The organism is Klebsiella sp. GG_Kp175 (genome assembly GCF_040062325.1).
Classification (GTDB): domain Bacteria; phylum Pseudomonadota; class Gammaproteobacteria; order Enterobacterales; family Enterobacteriaceae; genus Klebsiella; species Klebsiella quasipneumoniae.
Genome location: NZ_JBEAFX010000003.1, coordinates 126,461 through 147,270, shown reverse-complemented (window position 1 = coordinate 147,270; position 20,810 = coordinate 126,461). Strand labels below are relative to the sequence as shown.

At 63.0% G+C, this 20,810-nt stretch carries 19 protein-coding genes; 12 read left to right on the top strand and 7 right to left on the bottom strand.

The window, feature by feature from the left end; genetic code table 11:
• Positions 1-283 precede the first annotated feature (283 nt).
• The 6 genes from ABLU73_RS06685 (at position 284) to ABLU73_RS06660 (ending at position 7,223) form a co-directional block, all read left to right on the top strand.
• Positions 284-1,951 carry an ABC transporter substrate-binding protein gene (locus ABLU73_RS06685; RefSeq protein ID WP_165707893.1) on the top strand — a complete coding sequence of 556 codons (1,668 nt, stop codon included), beginning with the start codon at positions 284-286 and terminating at the stop codon, positions 1,949-1,951.
• Positions 1,952-1,969: 18 nt separating this feature from the next.
• Positions 1,970-2,923 carry an ABC transporter permease gene (locus ABLU73_RS06680; protein ID WP_004202505.1) on the top strand — a complete coding sequence of 318 codons (954 nt, stop codon included), beginning with the start codon at positions 1,970-1,972 and terminating at the stop codon, positions 2,921-2,923.
• Between the two features lie 2 nt (positions 2,924-2,925).
• Entirely contained in the window at positions 2,926-3,819 is an 894-nt protein-coding gene (locus ABLU73_RS06675) for an ABC transporter permease (protein WP_032455678.1), read from the top strand.
• A gap of 3 nt (positions 3,820-3,822) precedes the next feature.
• Positions 3,823-4,860, top strand: coding sequence for an ABC transporter ATP-binding protein (locus tag ABLU73_RS06670; RefSeq protein WP_017899021.1), 1,038 nt, complete (start codon positions 3,823-3,825; stop codon positions 4,858-4,860).
• A complete protein-coding gene (locus ABLU73_RS06665) occupies positions 4,850-5,860 on the top strand; it encodes an ABC transporter ATP-binding protein (RefSeq protein WP_017899022.1) in 1,011 nt (336 codons plus the stop codon). The genes ABLU73_RS06670 and ABLU73_RS06665 overlap by 11 nt, the downstream gene beginning before the upstream one ends.
• A gap of 94 nt (positions 5,861-5,954) precedes the next feature.
• Positions 5,955-7,223 carry a Zn-dependent hydrolase gene (locus ABLU73_RS06660; RefSeq protein WP_032455679.1) on the top strand — a complete coding sequence of 423 codons (1,269 nt, stop codon included), beginning with the start codon at positions 5,955-5,957 and terminating at the stop codon, positions 7,221-7,223.
• Positions 7,224-7,329: 106 nt separating this feature from the next.
• On the opposite strand, the gene ABLU73_RS06655 is transcribed toward ABLU73_RS06660, so the two are convergent.
• Positions 7,330-8,238: a DMT family transporter gene (locus ABLU73_RS06655; RefSeq protein WP_064188091.1), complete on the bottom strand. Its 909-nt coding sequence runs from the start codon at positions 8,236-8,238 to the stop codon at positions 7,330-7,332.
• A gap of 124 nt (positions 8,239-8,362) precedes the next feature.
• On the opposite strand from ABLU73_RS06655, the gene ABLU73_RS06650 reads away from it, so the two are divergent.
• A complete protein-coding gene (locus tag ABLU73_RS06650) occupies positions 8,363-9,697 on the top strand; it encodes a PLP-dependent aminotransferase family protein (protein ID WP_080837301.1) in 1,335 nt (444 codons plus the stop codon).
• Here the strand turns inward: ABLU73_RS06650 and ABLU73_RS06645 are convergent.
• Positions 9,694-11,157 carry a PLP-dependent aminotransferase family protein gene (locus tag ABLU73_RS06645; protein WP_200983263.1) on the bottom strand — a complete coding sequence of 488 codons (1,464 nt, stop codon included), beginning with the start codon at positions 11,155-11,157 and terminating at the stop codon, positions 9,694-9,696. The genes ABLU73_RS06650 and ABLU73_RS06645 overlap by 4 nt on opposite strands.
• Positions 11,158-11,397: 240 nt before the next feature.
• Between ABLU73_RS06645 and ABLU73_RS06640 the strand changes: the two genes are divergently transcribed.
• Genes ABLU73_RS06640 through ABLU73_RS06625 form a run of 4 tightly spaced genes read left to right on the top strand, consistent with a single transcriptional unit; the run spans position 11,398 to position 14,372 of the window.
• Entirely contained in the window at positions 11,398-12,249 is an 852-nt protein-coding gene (locus ABLU73_RS06640; protein WP_023319919.1) for a transporter substrate-binding domain-containing protein, read from the top strand.
• A gap of 47 nt (positions 12,250-12,296) precedes the next feature.
• Complete coding sequence (locus tag ABLU73_RS06635) at positions 12,297-12,938, top strand: amino acid ABC transporter permease (protein WP_002893187.1); 642 nt, start codon at positions 12,297-12,299, stop codon at positions 12,936-12,938.
• Between the two features lie 14 nt (positions 12,939-12,952).
• Positions 12,953-13,618: an ABC transporter permease subunit gene (locus ABLU73_RS06630; protein WP_004885631.1), complete on the top strand. Its 666-nt coding sequence runs from the start codon at positions 12,953-12,955 to the stop codon at positions 13,616-13,618.
• The gene (locus ABLU73_RS06625; RefSeq protein ID WP_004885633.1) at positions 13,611-14,372 is read left to right on the top strand and encodes an amino acid ABC transporter ATP-binding protein; all 762 of its coding nucleotides are present in this window, start codon (positions 13,611-13,613) and stop codon (positions 14,370-14,372) included. Before ABLU73_RS06630 ends, ABLU73_RS06625 begins: the two co-directional genes overlap by 8 nt.
• Before the next feature lie 53 nt (positions 14,373-14,425).
• Here ABLU73_RS06625 and ABLU73_RS06620 read toward each other — a convergent pair whose 3' ends face one another.
• Positions 14,426-15,190: an SDR family NAD(P)-dependent oxidoreductase gene (locus tag ABLU73_RS06620; protein WP_004885636.1), complete on the bottom strand. Its 765-nt coding sequence runs from the start codon at positions 15,188-15,190 to the stop codon at positions 14,426-14,428.
• Positions 15,191-15,370: 180 nt separating this feature from the next.
• Between ABLU73_RS06620 and ABLU73_RS06615 the strand changes: the two genes are divergently transcribed.
• Positions 15,371-16,708, top strand: a complete 1,338-nt coding sequence (locus ABLU73_RS06615; protein ID WP_053810671.1) for an aspartate aminotransferase family protein — start codon at positions 15,371-15,373, stop codon at positions 16,706-16,708.
• 652 nt (positions 16,709-17,360) lie between these two features.
• Here ABLU73_RS06615 and ABLU73_RS06610 read toward each other — a convergent pair.
• The 4 genes from ABLU73_RS06610 to ABLU73_RS06595 are packed head-to-tail and all read right to left on the bottom strand — an operon-like array spanning position 17,361 to position 20,736.
• Complete coding sequence (locus ABLU73_RS06610) at positions 17,361-18,065, bottom strand: ABC transporter ATP-binding protein (RefSeq protein ID WP_049004470.1); 705 nt, start codon at positions 18,063-18,065, stop codon at positions 17,361-17,363.
• A complete protein-coding gene (locus tag ABLU73_RS06605; RefSeq protein ID WP_023319923.1) occupies positions 18,052-18,888 on the bottom strand; it encodes an ABC transporter ATP-binding protein in 837 nt (278 codons plus the stop codon). The genes ABLU73_RS06610 and ABLU73_RS06605 overlap by 14 nt, the downstream gene beginning before the upstream one ends.
• Positions 18,881-19,714 (bottom strand): ABC transporter permease, encoded by an 834-nt coding sequence (locus ABLU73_RS06600; RefSeq protein WP_064188094.1) that lies wholly within the window; start codon positions 19,712-19,714, stop codon positions 18,881-18,883. Before ABLU73_RS06600 ends, ABLU73_RS06605 begins: the two co-directional genes overlap by 8 nt.
• Positions 19,714-20,736, bottom strand: coding sequence for an ABC transporter permease (locus tag ABLU73_RS06595; protein WP_064178052.1), 1,023 nt, complete (start codon positions 20,734-20,736; stop codon positions 19,714-19,716). Before ABLU73_RS06595 ends, ABLU73_RS06600 begins: the two co-directional genes overlap by 1 nt.
• Between the last annotated feature and the right edge of the window lie 74 nt (positions 20,737-20,810).

The following is a 20,810-nucleotide window of genomic DNA, read 5'->3' as shown; positions in this document are numbered from 1 at the left end:
GATCCCGACGGAGAATACGCCGCGGCGGAGGACGGGGATGAATAAAAAAGTGACGCAGAGTGATTATTTGAAATTTGCCATATAGCGACTGGTGCAATTCTGCAACATATTTCCCGCTGGCGGTGCGACGGAATAAGGTGCAATTATTTTCCCATAATTATCATGGTGATAATATAAGTCCTTCTTATTTTACCGGTCGGTTTCGGCCTATTTCCGCCCGCGCAAGAGCTGGTACGCATTTTGCCTGTTAATTCGTGACACTTTATTTAACAGGGATCATGTGATGCACAAAACAACGTTATTTTCGCGTGCCGGTCGTCTCGCCGTGGCGGTGAGCGGCGCACTGGCCCTGGCGGGCGCCGCCTTACCTGCCAACGCCTCCACGCTGCGGATCGCCATGACCGCCGCGGATATTCCGTTAACCCTCGGCCAGCCGGATCAGGGCTATGAGGGCAACCGCTTTACCGGCATCCCGCTGTATGACGCGCTGGTGGAGTGGGATCTGTCGCAAGGTGAAAAGCCCAGCGGTCTGGTGCCAGGGCTGGCGACCGAGTGGCACATCGATCCGCAGAACACCAGCCGCTGGATTTTCACCCTGCGTCCGGGGGTGAAGTTTCATGATGGGACGGAGGTGAACGCCGACGCCATCGTCTGGAACGTGGATAAGGTGCTCAATAAAGCAGCGCCGCAGTACGCCCCGGGCCAGATCGGCAACACCCTGTCGCGCATGCCGACCCTCACCGGCGCGGAGAAAATTGACGACCACACTGTGGCGCTGACCACCTCGGAACCGGACGCGCTGCTGCCGTACAACATCACCAACCTGTTTATTGTCTCGCCCACGGCGTGGCAAAAGCAGTATGACGCGGTGCCGGCCAGCGCGGGGGATAGCGCCGCGCGCAGCAAACAGGCGTGGACCGCCTTCGCCGCCCATGCGGTGGGCAGCGGCCCGTTCAAACTGGAGAAGCTGGTGCCGCGGCAGCAGCTGATCCTCGCGAAAAACCCCGACTACTGGAACAAAGATCGCATTCCCCGGGTGGATAAGGTGGTGCTGATCCCTTTGCCGGAGGCCAACGCCCGCACCGCGGCGCTGCTGTCGAAGCAGGTGGACTGGATTGAAGCCCCGGCGCCGGACGCCATCGATCAGATCAAGTCTCAGGGTTTTCACCTTTACGCCAACACCCAGCCGCACCTGTGGCCCTGGCAGTTCTCCTTTGAAAAAGGATCGCCGTGGCAGGACATTCGGGTGCGCAAAGCGGCCAACCTGTGTCTGAACCGCGCCGAGCTGAAGAGCTACCTCGGCGGCTACATGACCGAGGCCACCGGGGTCTACGAGGCCGACAGCCCGTGGCATGGCAAACCCACCTTCCAGATCAAATATGACCCGGACGCCGCCCGTCAGCTGATGACCGAGGCTGGATACAGCGCCGGCAAGCCGCTGCCCGTCACGGTGGCCACCTCGGCCTCCGGCTCCGGGCAGATGCAGCCCTTGCCGATGAACGAGTATATCCAGCAGAGCCTGAAGAGCTGCTTCTTCAATGTGGATATTAAAGTGGTGGAATGGAACACCCTGTTCACCAACTGGCGCCTGGGCGCCCGGGATCCCTCGGCAAAAGGGATCGACGCGATCAACGTCAGCGCCGCGGTCAATGATCCCTATTTTGGCCTGATCCGCTTCTCGACCGCCAAAGCGTTTCCGCCGGTGGCGACCAACTGGGGCTACTTCGCCACCCCAGAGACGGAAAAACTCGCCGCCGCCGTCAAGCACGCCTTTACCCCGGAAGCGATGAATAAAGCCGCCGGCGATCTGCACGCCGCGCTGGTGGATCAGGTGCCGTTCCTGTTTGTCGCCCACGACGTCGGGCCGCGCGCGATTTCGCCCGCGGTGACCGGAGTGGTGCAACCGCAGAGCTGGTTTATCGACCTCAGCCTGGTGAGCAAAAAAGAGTAATCGCGAAAGGGGCAACCGATGATCAATACGCTGCTATACCGCATTCTGCTGGCTATCCCCACCATGCTTGGGGTGGCGGTGATCTGTTTCATGCTGGTGCAGATCGCGCCGGGCGACCCGCTGGTGTCGGTGATGCCGCCGGACGCCTCGGAGGCGCTGCGCCAGACGCTGATGCAGGCCTACGGCTTTGATAAGCCGCTGCCTCTGCAGTTTATCCACTGGCTGTGGCGGGCGCTGCACGGCGACCTCGGTATGTCGGTCGCCACCGGCCGCCCGGTGATAGACGAGGTGATGACCGCAGTGGCTTACTCCCTGCGCCTGGCGCTGCTGGCGACGGCGATCGGCTTCGTCCTCGGCAGCCTGTTTGGCTTTGTCGCCGGCTATTTTCGCAACAGCGTCATTGACCGTCTGGCCTCGGTGTTGTCGGTGTTTGGCGTCAGCGTGCCGCATTACTGGCTGGGGATGCTGTTGGTGATCCTCTGCAGCGTCAAGTTCGCGCTGCTGCCGGCCACCGGCGGCGGGCCGATAGGCGAGGTGGGCTGGCAATGGGACTGGGCGCACCTGCAGTTCATGCTGCTGCCGGCCATCACGCTGTCGGTGATCCCGACCGGGATTATCGCCCGCACCGTGCGCTCGCAGGTAGCCGATATCCTCAGCCAGGAGTTTATCGTTGGCCTGCGCGCCCGCGGCCTTAACGAATCGCGCATCTTCGTCCACGTCATGAAAAATGCCGCGCCAACCGCGCTGGCGGTGATGGGGCTGCAGGTGGGCTATCTGATGGGCGGCTCGATCCTCGTGGAGACTGTCTTCTCCTGGCCGGGGACCGGGCTGCTGCTCAACACCGCCATTTTTCAGCGCGACCTGCCCCTACTGCAGGGCACCATCTGGGTGCTGGCGCTGTTTTTCGTGTTGCTCAACCTGTTGGTGGATATTCTGCAGACCACCCTCGACCCGCGCATTAAGAGGAGCTGACCATGGTGGATACGGCAACGACGAAAGCGGTCCCGGCCGCGCCGGCCAACGCTTCCCGGCAAGGTTACTGGCGCGGCGTGCTGCGCCGCTTACTGCGCGATCCCGGCGGCGTGGTGGTGGGGGTAGTGATCCTCCTGCTGCTGGCCCTGGCGCTGTTAGGGCCATGGCTTATCGTCAAAGACCCCTATCAAACGTCGATGTTCCTGCGCCTGAAGCCCATCGGCAGCGACGGCTTCCCGCTGGGCTCTGATGAGCTGGGGCGCGACATGCTGTCGCGACTGATCCTCGGCACCCGGCTGTCGCTGTTTATGGGGATTGTCCCGGTGGTGTTCGCCTTTTTTATCGGCGGCGCCATCGGGATCATCGCCGGCTACATGGGCGGCAAAATCAATACCGTGATTATGCGCACCGTGGATGTGTTCTATGCCTTTCCCTCGGTCCTGCTGGCGATTGCGCTGTCGGGGGCGCTGGGGGCGGGCATCGGCAATGCGCTGCTGTCGCTGACCCTGGTGTTTGTCCCGCAGGTGGCGCGGATTGCCGAGAGCGTGACCGCCCAGGTACGGCATATGGACTATATCGACGCCGCCCGGGCCACCGGCGCCAGCGCATTGACCATTATCCGCGTCCAGGTGCTGGGTAACGTGCTCGGGCCGATCTTCGTCTTCTCCACCGGGCTGATTTCGGTGTGCATGATCCTCGCCTCCGGCCTGTCGTTTCTCGGCCTCGGCGTGCGGCCGCCGGAGCCCGAGTGGGGGCTGATGCTCAATACCCTGCGCACGGCAATCTATACCCAGCCGTGGGTGGCCGCCCTGCCGGGCCTGATGATTTTTATCACCTCCATTTCGTTCAATATCCTCGCGGACCGCCTGCGTGCGGCAATGGCGATTAAGGAGTAAGCGATGCAACCCTTTATCAATATCGATCTCGGCGGGCCGGCGCAGCCGCTGCTGAAGGTCAATCATCTGCTGAAGTACTTCCGCGGCGGCAAAGGCCGGGAGGTGGTCCAGGCGGTGGACGATATCAGCTTCACGGTGATGAAAGGTGAAACCCTGGGGGTGGTCGGCGAGTCGGGCTGCGGCAAATCGACCACCGCCCGACTGCTGATGCAGCTGCTCACCCAGGACAGCGGCGAACTGATCTTCGACGGGCTGGAGGTTGGCTCGTCGCGTCTGCCCATGAAAGCCTACCGTCGCCAGGTGCAGATGGTTTTCCAGGATAGCTATGCCTCGCTCAATCCGCGCATGACCATGGAGGAGAGCATCGCCTTCGGCCAGCGCGTCCACGGCGTCAGCGCCAGAGAGGCCAGCGAATACGCCCGCTATCTGCTGGCGCACGTCGGCCTTGAACCGGCGCGCTTTGCCGACCGCTACCCGCATGCGCTCTCCGGCGGCCAGCGGCAGCGGGTGAATATCGCCCGCGCGCTGGCGATGAAGCCGCGGCTGGTCATTCTTGATGAGGCGGTGTCGGCGCTGGATAAATCGGTGGAAGCCCAGGTGCTGCAGCTGCTGCAGGAGCTAAAACGCACCCTCGAGCTGACCTATGTGTTTATCAGCCACGATCTGCACGTGGTTCGCTGGCTGTCGGATCGGATCCTCGTTATGTACCTTGGCGAAGTGGTAGAGATCGGCCCGGCGGAGCAGCTGTTTACCGCCTCCGCCCACCCCTATACCCGGGCGCTGTTAAGCTCCATGCCCTCCATGGACCCGGAACACCGCACCCTGACCTCGCCGCTGAGCGGCGATCCCCCCAGCCCCATCGCGCCGCCGAGCGGCTGTCGCTTTCACACCCGCTGCCCGCATGCGAAGGCGGTCTGCGCCGAAGTGAAACCGCGGCTGGAGGCGGTCGGGGAGGGGCACCAGAGCGCCTGCCTGATGGCGCAGCCGGCCTCGCTCTGGCATCAGAGCATCCCCCTTAAGGAGGTCAGCCATGTCGGATAACGCCTTTGTCCATGTGCGCGACCTGCGGGTCGTCTTTCGCCGCGACGGGCAGACCATCAACGCGGTCAACGGGGTCTCCTTTGACGTACAAAAGGGGGAGGTGATGGCGCTGATTGGCGAGTCGGGTTCCGGCAAGAGCGTGACCCTGCGGGCGCTGATGCGCCTGCACCCGCCGGGGAGCAGTGAGCTCTCCGGCACCCTGCGGGTGGGTGACGACGCGGTGCTGACGATGAGCGCCAGCCAGCTGCGGCGCTACCGCGGCGGGCGCTGCGCGATGATTTTTCAGGAGCCGCTACTGGCCTTCGACCCGGTCTACACCGTTGGGCAGCAGATTATTGAAGGGCTGCGTCGCCACGAAGGGCTGTCGCGCCAGGCGGCCCGGGACAGGGCACTGGAGGCCCTGCGCCAGGTGCGCATTCCCAGCCCCGAGCGGCGGCTGGACGCTTACCCGCACGAGATGTCCGGCGGGATGCGCCAGCGGGCGATGATCGCCCTCGCGCTCTCCTGTAACCCGCAGCTGCTGCTGGCGGATGAGCCGACCACCGCCCTCGACGCCACGGTGCAAATCCAGATCCTGATCCTGCTGCGCGAGCAGCAAAAGCAGCGCGGGCTGTCGATCGTGTTTGTGACCCACGACATCGGCGCCGCGGTGGAGATCGCCGACCGGGTGGCGGTGATGTACGCCGGGCGGATCGTCGAGGAGGCTTCTATGAGTGAGATCCTGCGCCACCCACGCCATCCTTATACCCGGGTGCTGCTGGGCAGCCGGCCGAAAGAGGGGCTTAAGAAAGGCGATGCCCTGCACTGCATTCCCGGCGCGCCGCCGGATCTGGCGCGCTTGCCGCCCGGCTGCGCCTTTGCCGAGCGCTGCCCGCACCGTCGCCCGGTCTGCGAGCAGAGCCTGCCGCCGACGGAATCCGTCGCGGAGCGCCACGCGGTGAGTTGCCACCGCTGGCGCGAGCTGGCGATTGACGCCAACGCGCAGGCCCTGGCCGTCTGACCGGCGGCAACACACCACGATGAAGACCAGGCGCTGATGCCTTTTTTCCCACCGCCGGTTGCGCTGGCGGCGACCTTGATGTCAGGAGACCACCATGAGCTGTGATGTACTTTTTACCCCCGCGACCGACACCACCGGCTGGCGCATCAATGGCGACCGCCTGTGGGCGTCGTTAATGGATCTCGCGCAGATCGGCGCCACGCCGAAGGGCGGCTGCCGCCGTCTGACCCTCACCGACCTCGACCGTCAGGGGCGGGACCGGGTGATTGGCTGGGCGCGGGAGGCCGGGATGAGCGTCACCATCGATAAAATCGGCAATGTGTTTATGCGTCGGGAAGGGCGCAACCCCAGCCTGCCGCCCATCGTCTCCGGCAGCCATATCGACACCCAGCCCACCGGCGGCAAATTTGACGGCAACTACGGCGTGCTGGCGGCGCTGGAGGTGGTGCGCACGCTCAACGATCTGCAGATTGCCACCGAGGCGCCGATTGAGGTGGTGTTCTGGACCAACGAAGAGGGGTCGCGCTTTGTGCCGGTGATGATGGGCTCCGGGGTCTTTGCCGGGGTCTTCCCGCTGGAGGAGACCTGGGCCGTCACGGATAAAGAGGGCGTCAGCGTCGGCGAGGCGCTGGCGCAGATCGGCTATATCGGCGAGCAGACCCCGGGAGAGCATCCCGTAGGCGCCTATTTTGAGGCGCACATTGAGCAGGGGCCGATTCTCGAAGATGAAGCGAAAACCATCGGTATCGTGCAGGGCGTGCTGGGGATCCGCTGGTACGACTGCGTGGTGACCGGTCAGGCGTCGCATGCCGGGCCCACGCCGATGCGCCTGCGTCAGGATGCCCTGCAGGTGGCGACCCGCATTATGCAGGAGGTGGTAGCGATTGCCGGACGCAGCGAAGAGGGACGCGGCACCGTCGGCAGCGTGCAGGTGTGGCCCAACAGCCGCAACGTGGTGCCCGGAGAGGTCACCTTCTCCATTGATATGCGCAATCTCAGCGATGCGCTGGTGGATGAAATGGATCGCCAGCTGCGGGCGTTTATCGCGGAGGTTGAGCGGGAAAGCGGTCTGCAGGTGGCCCTGAAGCAGGTGAGCCACTATCCGGCGGCGCCCTTCGATGGCGAATGCCAGCAGGCCATTGCCGATGCCGCGCAGCGGCTGGGCTACCCGGCGCGGCCGATCGTCTCCGGCGCCGGGCATGACGCAGTGTATATGAGCTACCTGGCGCCGACCGGGATGATTTTTATCCCCTGCAAGGATGGGATCAGCCATAACGAAATGGAGTATGCCTCGCCGGAGCACGTCGCCGCCGGCGCCAACGTGCTGCTGCAGGTGATGCTCCAGTACGCGCGGCCGCTGTAGGCGGTCGCCATCCCCGGCGGGGCGACCTGTTTCCAGCCGTTTGTCATGTGGTAGCCCGGGTCAGCGGTTACGCCGCCGAAACCCGGGACGGCGGATGTAGGGGCGGTCAATCACTGCTCCTGCTCTCTGCGCTAACCCGCCGGCGGCCACATTTGCGCGAGCCCACCACGCACAGCACCACGCCGAGGGTAACCGCCAGCATCAAGGGGCTGACGGTTTCGTGCAACAGCGCCGCCGACAGGCCAAGCCCGAAGAACGGCTGCAATAGCTGGAGCTGGCCGACGGCGGCGATCCCGCCCGCGGCCAGCCCTTTGTACCAGAAGATAAAACCGATCAGCATACTGAAGAGCGACACATAGCCGAGCGCGGTCCAGGAGGAGGCCGATATGGCATGCCAGGACGCAGGCTGAACCATCAGCGAGGCGGGGAGCATCAACGGCAGGGCAATCACCAGCGCCCAGCAGATCACCTGCCAGCCGCCGAGCTCCCGCGTCAGCTTCGCCCCTTCCGCATAGCCGAGGCCGCAGGCGATAACTGCCGCCAGCATCAGCAGATCGCCGCTGAGCGACGTCGCCGCGCTTTGCGTCAGGGCGAATCCCATCACCAGCAGACTGCCCAGCAGCGAAAAGATCCAGAAAGCGCGCTGAGGACGCTCGCCGCCGCGTAGCACACCAAAAATAGCGGTCATCAGCGGCAGCAGACCAATAAACACAATCGAATGCGCCGAGGTGATGCGCTGCAGGGCCAGCGCCGTGAGCAGGGGAAAGCCGATCACCACCCCTGATGAGACGATGATCAAGGGCACAAGCTGCGCCAGGCGCGGGCGTTTCTGGCGAAAGCCGACCAGCAAGGCGATGGCAAGCAGCCCGGCGATGGAGGCGCGCAGAAAGGTCAATAACAACGGATCCATATCCTGCACCGCCAGCCGCGTCGCGGGCAGGGAACCGCTAAAAATAATCACCCCCAGTAAACCATGAAACCATCCGGACCAGGGGCCGGGCGCCGATTTATCCAATATTGAATCTACCACGTTAACCTCGCTTTATCTGATTGGGCTGCGCCCGCTTGAGCATCGTCAGTGGCGATGGTAATGTGGCCAATCTGATACAATCAAATTATTGTCATAGATACATTTCACGATGAAAGCTCGATACAAAGCCGTTGTCGACCGATACGCGCAGGCGATCCGCAGTGGGCAGCTGCCCGCCGGCAGCCGTTTGCCAACGCACCGTACCCTTGCCGCCGATGAACGCCTCTCGCTGGCCACCGCCACCCGCGTCTACCGTGAACTGGAAGAGATGGGGCTGGTTAGCGGCGAAACCGGCCGCGGCACCTTCGTGCGCGACCTCGCGCTGCCGCCGGGGCATGGGGTCGATCAGCAGGTGGTGGCCGCTGACGTCGTGGATCTTAACTTCAACTACCCTTCGCTGCCGGCGCAGGGCGATGCGCTGCGCGAGGCGCTCAGGCAGCTGGCGATGGCGGGCGATATTGATTCGCATCTGCGCTATCAGCCTCACGCCGGGCGGCTCGCCGAGCGGGACATTATCGCCCGCCATTTGACCTGCCGACACTTTGCGCCGGCCGCGGAAAATGTCCTGATCGTTAACGGCGCACAGCACGGGCTGGCGGTGACCGTTATGGGGCTGTTACGTCCGGGCGATGTGGTGGCGGTTGATGCTCTGACCTATTCGGGCTTCAAGGTTCTGGCGGCGCTCTATCATCTGGAGCTGGCGGCCATCCCCTGTGGGGCCGAGGGGCCGGACCTGCAGGCGCTTCATGCGCTGTGCCAGCAGCGGCGAGTGCGGGCGGTGTATACCATGCCGACGCTGCACAATCCGCTGGGCTGGGTGCTCAACGCCGGGCAGCGGCAGGTGCTGGCCGACCTCGCGCGCCAGCACGATCTGCTGATTATTGAAGATGCGGCTTACGCCAGGCTGGTGAGCCGCCCGCCGCCGCCGGTGGTCAGCTATGCGCCGGAAAGAACGGTGTATGTCACCGGATTTTCGAAAAATATCGCCACCGGGCTGCGCGTGGGGGTGGTGATTTCTCCGCCGCGCTATCGGCCGGAGATTGAGCGCGCCATCCGGGCCACGACGTGGAATACGCCGACGCTTATCAGTTCGCTGATCTGCGCCTGGATTGAAGATGGCACGGTGGCCCGCTTTGAAACACAGAAACGCCAGGATGCGCGACAGCGGCAGCAGGTGGCCCGCGAGGTGCTTTGCGGGCTTCCCGTTGTCAGTCATCCCGATTCGTACTTCGTCTGGCTGCCTCTGGGGGAAGAGAGCCGGGCCGATCGGCTGGCGAACGCGCTGATGGAACAGCGTATTTCGGTGTCGACCGCCGAGCCGTTCTGCGTCTCCGCCACGATTCCACAGGCGCTGCGCATTGCGCTCGGATCGGTGCCTTTCGACAGTCTGCGCCCGGCGTTGCTCAGCGTGCGCGATGCCGTTGAGTACGAACAATTTCGCTAACCCAGCTGCTCCAGCTGGCCGCGCAGGACCTCCACCCCCTGGGCGATGGCGTCGGGGTTAATGGCGTGGAATCCCATGCGAAAGTAGTTATCCGGCGGCGCGGCGCTGAGAAAATGGCGCGCCCCGGGCTCAATCAGCACGCCGGCGTGGGCGGCGCGCCAGGTGAGCTGCTGGGTGTTGATCTGCGCCGGGGTCTGCAGCCAGAAGGCGTTAGCGTGTTCGCTCCCCGCCAGCGCGCGACAGGACGGCAGATAGCGCTGCAGGGCGGCGTGCAGGCGCTCCCAGCGCTGGGCGGAGTCGTAGTGATAGCGCCGCAGATGGGTTTCATAATGTCCCTGGGCGAGGAAATGGGCCATCTGGTACTGAATGTTGGTCGGCGGATGGCGATAGACCAACCGGCGCAGGGCGCGCGCCTCGTCGATCAGGTCCGGATCGGCGACCATAAATCCCAGCCGCAGCCCCGGCGACAGCGCCTTTGACAGGCTGCTGACATACACCACCCGGCCGCTGCGGTCGCTGGCCTTCAGCGCCGGCAGCGGGTTGAGGGTAAAGTTACTCTCCGAGTCATAATCATCTTCAATGATCACCGCGTCATGGCGGGCGGCATGCTCCAGCAGCTGGCGACGCCGCGCGCTGCTCATTGCCACCCCGGTGGGCACCTGGTGGCCGGGGGTGACATAGTAGTAATCGCAGGGACGTTCGTTAAGCACGATCCCCTCTTCATCCACCGGGTGCGGCACCACCTCGGCGTCGGCGAGCAGAAAGGTGTTGATGGCTTCGCGAAAGCAGGGGTTTTCGACGCCAATGCGGGTGGTGGAGGAGAGCAGCAGCCGGGTCAGCAGGTAGAGGGCGTTTTGCGAGCCCAGGGTAATGAGAATTTCGTCCGGGGCGGCGACAATGCCGCGCTTGGGCAGCACCCGGGTGCGGATCTGCTCGATGAGCATCGGCACATCCTGGTCAATATGGTCGATGACCCACGCCGGGTCGCGCACCCCGCCGTGCAGCCAGTTCGCCGCCGAGCGCCAGGTGGCCAGCGGGAACTGCCGGGTATCGGGCTGGCCGTAGATAAACGGGTAGCGGTAGTGCATCCAGCCCGCCGGTTTGAGGATCGACTCCTGCTGGCTGGGGGTCATCTGCAGCCGGTCGCCCCAGCGTGGTGCAGCCGCTTCGCGCTGCGGTGCACTCTCGACCGCGGGCGGCGAAGCATCGTGATAGTCGGGGTGCAGGTAGTAACCACTTCGCGGGCGGCTAATCAGGTAGCCCTCGTTGACCAGGCTTTCGAACACCAGGGCGGTGGTGTTGCGCGAGACGCGCAGCTGGCTGGCCAGCTGGCGGCAGGAGGGGAGCGGGGTGTCGGCGGCGAAGATCCCGCTGAGAATGGCATTCACCAGCGTCTCTCGCACCTGTTCCTGCAAACCGCGGCCAGGCTCAAAATCAACGTGTAACAGGTGACGGATCATACGGGGCTCCTCTGGCAATAACGCATCGCGACCACCCGCTAAGCTCAGCAAATTCCATACCACCCTTCCGCCATCTGACACAGCGATGCGGCCCATCTGGCTCTATACGGAATTGCAAAACGCTCCCACATTAAAAACGCATTCAGCCGCCGTGGACCGGAACCTCCCGGCCTCTATTTTGCATAAACCTTTTCGCGTTCTGGAATGAACCCGTCTGGCCAATCCATCAGGGGTGAAATAATGAAAAAATCATTGGCATCAATATGTCTGAGCGCTGTATTAACGGTTGCTTTTTCTTATCACGCCGTCGCGGCCGATCTGCCGGAAATAGAAAAATCCGGCACCCTGAAAGTGGCGACGGAAGATGATTATGCGCCGTTTAACTTTATGAATAATGGCCAGGCCGATGGCTTTAACAAAGATATGCTTGAGGAGTTACGTAAATACGCCAAATTTCATGTCGACCAGAGCATATTACCGTGGACCGGATTATTAGCGGCTGTCTCCACCGGACAATACGATATGGCCTTAACCGGGGCGGTTATTACCGATGAGCGGCTGAAAGTCTTTGATTTCACCCCACCATGGGCCTCCGCGCAGCACTATTTCGTCAAACGCGCTGGCGATACCTCGCTAAATACCATTGCCGATCTCAGCGGCAAAAAAGTGGGCGTGCAGGCAGGCAGCGCGCTGCTGGCGCGTTTGCCGGAGCTGAAGGCGATGCTGGAGAAGACCGGCGGCAAGCTGGGACCGGTGGTGGAGTACCCCTCCTATCCGGAAGCCTACGCCGACCTGGCGAATAAGCGGCTGGATTACGTGATTAACGTGGTTATCTCGGTAAACGACCTGGCGAAAGCCAAACCGAAGGTCTTCGCCAAAGGGCTGGCCGTCTCCGGACCGGGCTATATGGCGTGGCCGATCCCGAAAAACTCGCCGCAGCTGCTGGCCTATATGACCAAGTTTATGAACCACATGAAGGAGACCGGCAAGCTCGCCGAGCTGCAGAAAAAATGGTTCGGCGAAACCTATGACAACCTGCCCACCGAGGCGATCACCAGCCCGGAACAGTTTCATAAGCTTGCCGGTCTGTAATGTTCCGCGGCGGGCGACCGCCGCCTGTTGCTGAGAAGGAGGGCCTCATGGATGCAATTTCCTGGCAGTTATTAATCGAAGGCGCATGGACGACCCTCTGGATTTCGGCCATCGCTATCGCCTTCGGGGTGGTGGCGGGGCTGCTGATCGCCCTGGTGCGGATGTTGCGTCTGCCGGTTATCGACCAGCTGCTGGTGGTCTATATCAGCCTGGCCCGCGCGACGCCGCTGGTGACGCTGGTGCTGTTTCTGTTTCTTTCGCTGCCCACGATGGGTATTAACCTCGACAAGAACGTGGCCGCCATCGTGGCGCTGACGCTTAACACGTCGGCGTTTAACGCTGAGATCTGGCGCAACGCCTTCCGCACCTTTCCGCGCGAACAGCGGGAGGCGGCGGAGTCGGTGGGGATGCGCCGCTGGACCTACTTCCGCTACATCATGCTGCCGCAGATGTGGATCGAAAGCCTGCCGGCGCTGGTCAATGAGATGTCGTTTTTGATCAAAGGTAGCCCGGCGATCGCCGTGATTGGCGTGGTGGATCTTACCCGGGTGACCAACCGTATCTCCTCGGTCACCTACGAGCCGCTGTCGCCGATCCTCGCCGCCGGCCTGCTGTATGTGGCGATCATCGGCTGTTTGTTGAAGCTGCAGGGGATCGCGGAACGGAAAGCCAGGCGCCTGGCGCGCTAGCAACGGGAGGTATTATGAATCAGTGGGGCGTTATCTGGTCGGTACGCGATAGCTTTATTGCCGGGTTATTCGCGACCCTCGAACTGTTTATTACCGCCGCCCTGGCGGCCCTTATTATCGGTATTGCGCTGTGCTATTTGAGTGAATATCAAAAGAAAGTCCTTAACCGGGTTATCATTGGCTTTGTCAGCCTGATGCGCGCGATCCCTTTTTTGATCCTCGCCTATCTGCTGTATTACGGACTGCCGCAGCTCGGTATTAGCATGGAGCCGTGGACCGCCGGTTTACTGGCCCTGATTATTTATCATGGCGCCTACTTCTTTGAAATATTGCGCAGCCAGCGGCGGGTATTTTCCGGCGGGTATATTGAAGCGGCGATTGCTCAGGGCTTTTCTCGCTATGCCATTTTTCGGCGGATTATTTTACCCAATATCGTCTCTTCCGCCTTACCGCTGATCGGCAATCAGCTGATTATCTGCCTGAAGGACACCGCTTTCCTGAGCATTATTACCGTTCAGGAGATCACCGCCGCCGCCAACAGCGTCCAGGCGACCTATTTTATTCCGTTTAACGCCTTTATCGTCGCCATTGGGCTTTACTGGGCGATCAGCATTCTGCTGGAACTGCTGATTAAGCGCCTGACCGCCTGGGGAGCCAAACGAGGAATGAGCCATGCCTGAGTCTATTGCCGTAAGCGTCAAAAACGTCTCCAAGCAGTTCGATAATGTGGAAGTCCTGCGGGATATTAACCTGACGGTGGAGAAGGGGACCGTGGTGAGTATTCTCGGTTCGTCCGGGTCGGGAAAATCCACCCTGTTGCGCTGTATGAACTGGCTGGAACAGCCGGACCGCGGTGAAATTCATATCGGCGGTCAGCGGCTGGGGATTGATGAACAGCGCGGCCGGGCGATGTCGCACCGCCAGCTGGCCAAAATCCGCGAGCGGGTGGGGATGGTGTTTCAGAGTTTTAACCTGTGGCCGCATCTGACCGTGCAGCAAAACGTCAGTGAGGCGCTGCTGCGCGTTAAGGGCATGAAGCGGGACGAGGCGAAGGCCATGGCTATGCGGCAGCTGGAGAAAGTCGGCATGGCGCACAAAGCCGATGTCTACCCGATCACCCTCTCCGGCGGGCAGAAGCAGCGGGTGGCGATCGCCCGTTCGCTGGCGATGTCGCCAGAAGTTATCCTCTTCGATGAACCGACCTCGGCGCTGGATCCGGAGCTGGTGAACGAGGTGTTAGGAGTGATGAAAGCCCTTGCCGCCGAGGGCTACACCATGGTGGTGGTGACCCACGAGATGGATTTTGCCCGCCAGGTGTCCAATGAGGTGGTGTTTCTGGAGAAGGGGCTGCTGATTGAGAAGGCGCCGCCGGAGAAGTTCTTCACCCAACCTGACTCCGAGCGCGTCAGGCAGTTTCTGCAAAGCAGCCGCTAGACCGGCCTGTCCCCCCTGCCGGCAGCGCCGGCAGGGGAAGCGTCGGGCTTCTCTTAATCCCGATCGATGGCGAACGGCTGCCACGCCTGACGCACCGGCATCACCTCTACCCGGTTAATGTTCATATGCGCCGGCAGCGTGGCGATATAAAACATCTGCTCGGCGATATCGCGCGCGCTCAGCGGCGTGGTGCCGCGATAGAGTTTATCCGATGCCGCCTGGTCGCCCTTAGTGCGCACCAGGGTAAATTCGGTCTCGGCAATCCCCGGCGCCAGATCGGTGACTCGCACGCCGGTGCCAAGCAGATCGCAGCGCAGGTTATAGCTGAACTGTTTCACGAAGGCCTTGCTGGCGCCATAGACATGGCTGCCGGGATAGGGCCACTGTCCGGCGATCGAGCCGATATTGATAATGCTCGCTCCGGCGCCATGGCGAATCAGCGTCGGCAGCAGGGCGTGGGTGACCGTCACCAGACCGGTGACGTTGGTGTCGATCATCGTTTTCCAGTCCTCCAGCGCCACCTCCTGCGCCGGCAGCGGCGACAGCGCCAGCCCGGCGTTGTTGATCAGGGTGGTGACATCGGCGAAATCGGCGGGCAGCGACGCCACGGCGGCAGCCACTGCCTCGCTGTCACGAACGTCAAGCTCAATAATATGCACCGGCACCTTAGCGGCGAGGCTGTCCTGTAAGGCCTTCAGTCGCGGATAGCGGCGCCCGCTCAACACCAGCGACCAGCCCGCGTCGGCAAACACCTGCGCTGCCGCTTCGCCAAAACCCGAGGTCGCCCCGGTGATAAACACTACGTTGCTCGTTGCCATCTCATTCTCCTGTGCGGTTGTCTCTTCACTATAAAAACGCCGGACGGCAAGGCACAGGGCCAGACGACGGGCGGGGATGTGACACCGTGTCACATCGTTTTGCGCGCACTGGCTCTATCCGATTTGCGCGGCCGCGGCCAATGATGAAGCCAACCACTACGACATGAGAGAGGGCAGGGTATGAAGCTGGCAATTCACAACGAGGTCGCGGTAAGCAATGACGAAGTTCGGCAATTGGATCGCGCCTATGTGTTTCATTCATGGTCGATGCAGGGCAATCTCAACCCGCTGGTCATCGCCGGGGCGCAAGGCTGCGAGCTGTGGGATTATGAGGGGAATACCTGGCTCGACTTCAGCAGCCAGCTGGTGAACGTCAACATTGGCTATCAACATCCCCGGGTGCTGGCGGCCATGAAGGCGCAGCTGGAGACCCTGGTCACCATCGCGCCCGCCACCGCCAACCTTGCCCGCGGCGAAGCGGCGAAGCGCATCGTCGACCTGGCGCCGGCGGGCTTCAGCAAGGTGTTCTTCACCAACGCCGGGGCGGATGCCAATGAGAACGCGATTCGCATGGCGCGGCTCTATACCGGGCGCGACAAGGTGCTCTCGGCCTATCGTTCCTACCATGGCAACACCGGCAGCGCGATCGCCGCCACCGGCGACTGGCGCCGGGTGCCGAATGAGTTCTCCCGCGGCCATGTACACTTCTTCAACCCCTACCTTTACCGCAGCGAGTTCAACGCCGCGACCGAGGAAGAGGAGTGCCAGCGCGCGCTGGCGCATCTGCGGCGGATCATTGAATGCGAGGGGCCGACGGCCATCGCGGCGATCCTGCTGGAGTCCATCCCCGGCACCGCCGGGATCCTCGTGCCGCCGGCAGGCTATATGCAGGGCGTGCGCGCTCTGGCCGACGAGTTTGGCATCGTGCTGATCCTCGATGAGGTGATGGCCGGCTTTGGCCGCACCGGCAGCTGGTTCGCCTTCGAACAGGATGGCGTGGTGCCGGATCTGGTGACCTTTGCCAAGGGGGTTAACGCCGGCTACGTGCCGGCGGGCGGGGTGCTGATTAGCGAGCCGATTGCCCGCTACTTTGACGACCACTTCTTTGCAGGGGGGCTGACCTACTCCGGCCATCCGCTGGCGATGGCGGCGATTGTCGCCACCATCGACGCGATGAAAGAGGAGAAGGTGGTTGAGAACGCGGCCTATATCGGCAATGAGGTGCTGCGACCCGGCCTCGAGGCGCTGGCGGAGAAGCACGCCATTATCGGCGAGGTGCGCGGTCGCGGCCTGTTCCAGGCGCTGGAGCTGGTAAGCAGCCGTAAACAAAAAACGCCGTTGACCGCCGCCGACATGGCCGCGATCAAAGGGGCCCTGACCGAGGCCGGGCTGCTGGTCTTTGTGGTGGAGAACCGCATTCACGTGGTGCCGCCGTGCACCATTACTGCTGAGCAGGTGGCGCAGGGGCTGGCGATTTTTGATGCGGTATTCGCCCGCTTTGCCAGCCTGGCGAAGTAGGGGAGGGGGCCGGATACTGTTGCCCGGCGGCGCTGCGCTTGCACGGGCCTACGGGGTATGAGCCTGTGTGTGGATCCCGTAGGCCGGGTAAGGCGTCAGCCGCCACCCGGCGAAATAACGTCACAACTGAATATTTCCCTGTTCGCGCTGCGTCTGGCAGGGCTACAGCTTCTGTGTTAATTCCGGGCAGATTGCGCTCCCAATATTTCTTCTGCGTTATGTCAATCATGGCGCAAGGAGCGCACAGGGGGCGGCCAGTCGCCGCCGCCCCCTGTACCCCCGGCCTTCCGGGAACGTCTCAGCGATTTTGAGGCCGCCAGCACCGGCAGTTTCAGCAAGGCTGGTGAATAAATTAACGGCAGGTCGCACGAATCCCAGGTCGGGTAAGCGAAGCGCCACCCGACAAAGCAACGGCGCATCGGGCTAAGGCGCCGGGCAGCGGGGACAGGGTGCGCTCTGTTGCCCTCACCCCGGCCCTCTCCCACAGGGAGAGGGGGAAAACCGAGCCTCACTCCGGCCCTTCATACATAGGGAGAGGGGGAAAACTGGCAGTTTCAGTCGCCGCAAGTGGGTAAATTAACGGCAGGTCGCACGAATCGTAGGTCGGGTAAGCGAAGCGCCACCCGACAAAACAACCGCGCATCCGCTGCCTTCACCTCATTCGGTGTTCCCCGTTGACCAGCGCGTCGCGATCGAAAAAGCGCTGGATCACGCCCTCCGCCATAAACGCCGCCCGATCGGACATATGGGCGATGACGTCGGCATCATGGCTGACCAGCAGATAGGTCATGCCGTGCTCCTGTTTCAGGCGGTTTAGCAGATTGAGGATTTCCGCCTGTACCGACATATCCAGTGCCGAGGTCGGCTCATCCAGCAGCAGGATCTGCGGGCGCAGCAGCAGGGCGCGGGCAATGGCCACGCGCTGCCGTTGACCGCCGGAGAGCTGATGCGGATAGCGGCGCGCGGCGTCGGCGGCCAGACCCACTTGCTCAAGGGCGGTGGTCACCCGCGGGGCAACGTCGCGGATGCCGTGGATCTGCAGCGGCTCCGCCAGGGTGCGCCACAGGGTATGGTTGGGATGCAGCGAAGCATACGGATCCTGAAATACCATCTGCACGTTGCGCCGCAGCTCGCCCTGAAAGCGGGCGCCCGGCGTAATGGCCTGGCCGAGCAGATCCACGCTGCCGCGCCATTCGCGCTGTAATCCGGCGAGCACGCGCAAAATCGTCGATTTACCGCAGCCCGAGGCGCCGATCAGGCTGAAGGTTTCCCCGGCGTCGACACGGAAACTGGCGGCGGAGACCGCCGTCTTCGCGCCGAATGTTACCTGTAAATCCTGAAGATTAACGATCGCCATGGGCCGTCTCCGTAAAGTCCTGAGTTCTGTCGAGGGTCGGCAGCATCTGGCCGTAAGTATGCGCATTCGGCCGGCAGGTCCACAGGGTGCGGGTATAAGGGTGCGTCGCCGTCGGTAGCGCTCGCGCTGGCATCTCGTCGACCTGTCTCCCCTGGTACATCACCAGCACGCGATCGCAATGCGCGGCCACTAACGGCAGATCGTGGCTGATCAGTAACATGGCCATCTGCCGCTGCGCGCACTGCTCCACCAGCAGCTCGAGGATCTGGTTGCGCAGGCGGGCGTCAAGGGCCGAGGTCGGCTCGTCGGCTATCAGCACCTTCGGGTTATTGAGCAGCGCGAGGGCGATCATTACCCGCTGCCCCATCCCGCCGGAGAGTTCGCCGGGATAGCGGCTGAGGACCGGGAGATCCAGACCGACGGCGGCGATAGCGTCTTTGACCGCCTCGGCGCGCCCGCGGCGGCTGAGACGCTGATGCAGGGTTAACGCCTCTTCCAGCTGCGTCTGAATGGATTGCACCGGATTCAGCGCATAGCGCGGGTCCTGCAGCACCATAGCGATATCGTTGCCGCGCAGCTCGCGCCAGCCGCGGGCGCTAAGGGTCAGCACATCACGCCCCAGCACCTCCAGCCGTTCGGCGCTCACTATCCCGGGCTTGCGCACCAGGCCCATCAGCGCCCGGGCGGTCATGGATTTGCCGGAGCCGGATTCGCCCACCAGCGCCAGCCGCTCGTTGCCGAGGGTGAAGCTGACGTTGTCCACCACCCGGGCGGTGGGGTAGTCGACAGCGAGTCCCTGCACGGTCAGTCGGATGTCAGTCATGTTGCGGCTCCAGAATATCGCGCAGGCCATCGCCCAGCAGGTTAAACGCCAGGCTGGCGAGCAGGATTGCCGCGCCGGGGATGGCAGCGATCCACCACTGGTCGAAAATCACCTGCATCCCGTCGGCAATCATCGCTCCCCACTCCGCCATCGGCGGGCGGGCGCCAAGGCCGAGAAAGCCGAGCCCGGCGGCGGCGAGAATAATACCCGCCAGATCGAGCGCCAGCCGGACAATCGCCGACGGCAGACATAGCGGCAGAATATGGCCGACCAGCAGCCGCCAGCCGCGGATGCCCAGCATCTCCGCCGCGGCGAGATAGTCGCTATGACGCAGGCGCTGAATTTCGCTGCGCGCCTGACGGGCGTAGGCCGGCCAGGTAGTCAGGGCTAACGCCAGCGCGCCGTTGACCAGCCCCGGGCCGAGCATCGCCACGAACGCGAAGGCGAGGATCAACCGCGGCATCGACATCACCACGTCGGTAAACCGCATCAGTATTCGCTCCAGCCACCCGCCATAGTAGCCGGAGAGGATACCCACCAGCAGCCCGACGGGCAGGGTAATGGCGGTTACCAGCGCCACCAGACCCAGCGCCGGACGTGCGCCGTAGAGCAGGCGCGACAGCAGGTCACGGCCGTAGCTGTCGGTGCCGAGCCAGTGCCCCGCGCCAGGTCCCTGCAGACGGGCGGCGGCATCCTGCCAGTTGGGATCGTGCGGCGCCAGCCACGGGGCGAACAGCGCGGTCAGCACCAGCAGGATCACCAGGGCCAGGCCGCTGAAGGCGGCGGGTGATCGGCGCAGACGGCGTAAAAACAGATAAGTCGGCATCAGCGCACCCTCGGGTCGGTTAACCGCACCAGCAGGTCGGTCAGGTTATTGATCAGCACAAAGCTCACGCCAATCAGCAGCGTGCCGCCCATGATCGCCGTGGTATCCCCCGCGAATAGCGCCGTAGTGAGGTAGCGGCCGATCCCCGGCCACGAGAAGACGGTTTCGGTGAGCACCGCCCCTTCGAGCATCGAGGTCCAGGCGAGGGCGGTCACCGTCAGCAGAGTGCCGCGGATATTGGGCAGGACGTGGCGCAGCAGAATTGTCATCTCACCAGCCCCTTTGGCCCGCGCCAGCAGAATGTACTCTTTGTTCATCTCGCTCAGGCAGGCGGAGCGGGTCAGGCGGGTGATGCTGGCCAGCGAGTAATAGGCCAGCACCAGCACCGGCAGCAGCAGATGGCCGATGGCATTTTTAAACGCCGCCATATCGCCGGAGAGCCAGGTGTCGATCAGCGCAAAACCGCTGCGCGGCTCGACGGTGTACTGATAAATATCGTCGAGGCGACCTGGGCCCGGCGCCCACTGTAGCCGGGCGTAAAACAGGGCCAGCATCAGCAGGCCGAGCCAGAAAATGGGCACCGAGTTGCCCAACAGGGTAAAGGTGCGCACCGCCAAATCCCACGGCGAACCGGCGTAACGGGCGCACAGCACCCCGGCGACGATGCCCAGTACCGCGCCGACGATCAGCGCCAGGGTCGCCAGCTCAAGGGTTGCCGGAAAGACCGCCAGCAGGTCGTGAAGCACCGGCTGGCCGGTGGCGCTGGCGATGCCAAGATCGCCATGGGACAGGTTGACCAGGTAGTGCCAGAACTGGACCGGCAGCGGTTGGTCGAGACCCAACTGATGGCGAACCTGGTCGTAAGTCGACTGACTGGCATGGTCGCCGACGATCTGCAGCACGCGGTCGACCGGCGACAGCGCGGAGAGCGCGAAGGTGACCAGCAGCAGCCCGAACAGCGTCAGCAGCAGGGTAAACAGCCCCTGCAGCAGGCGGGTAAAATGAGTGGAAAACGATGGCATGGAAAATGGAAATTCCTGGTATATCAACATGGTTCCCGGCGGCGCGACGCCCACCGGACCCGGGTGGTGAAACG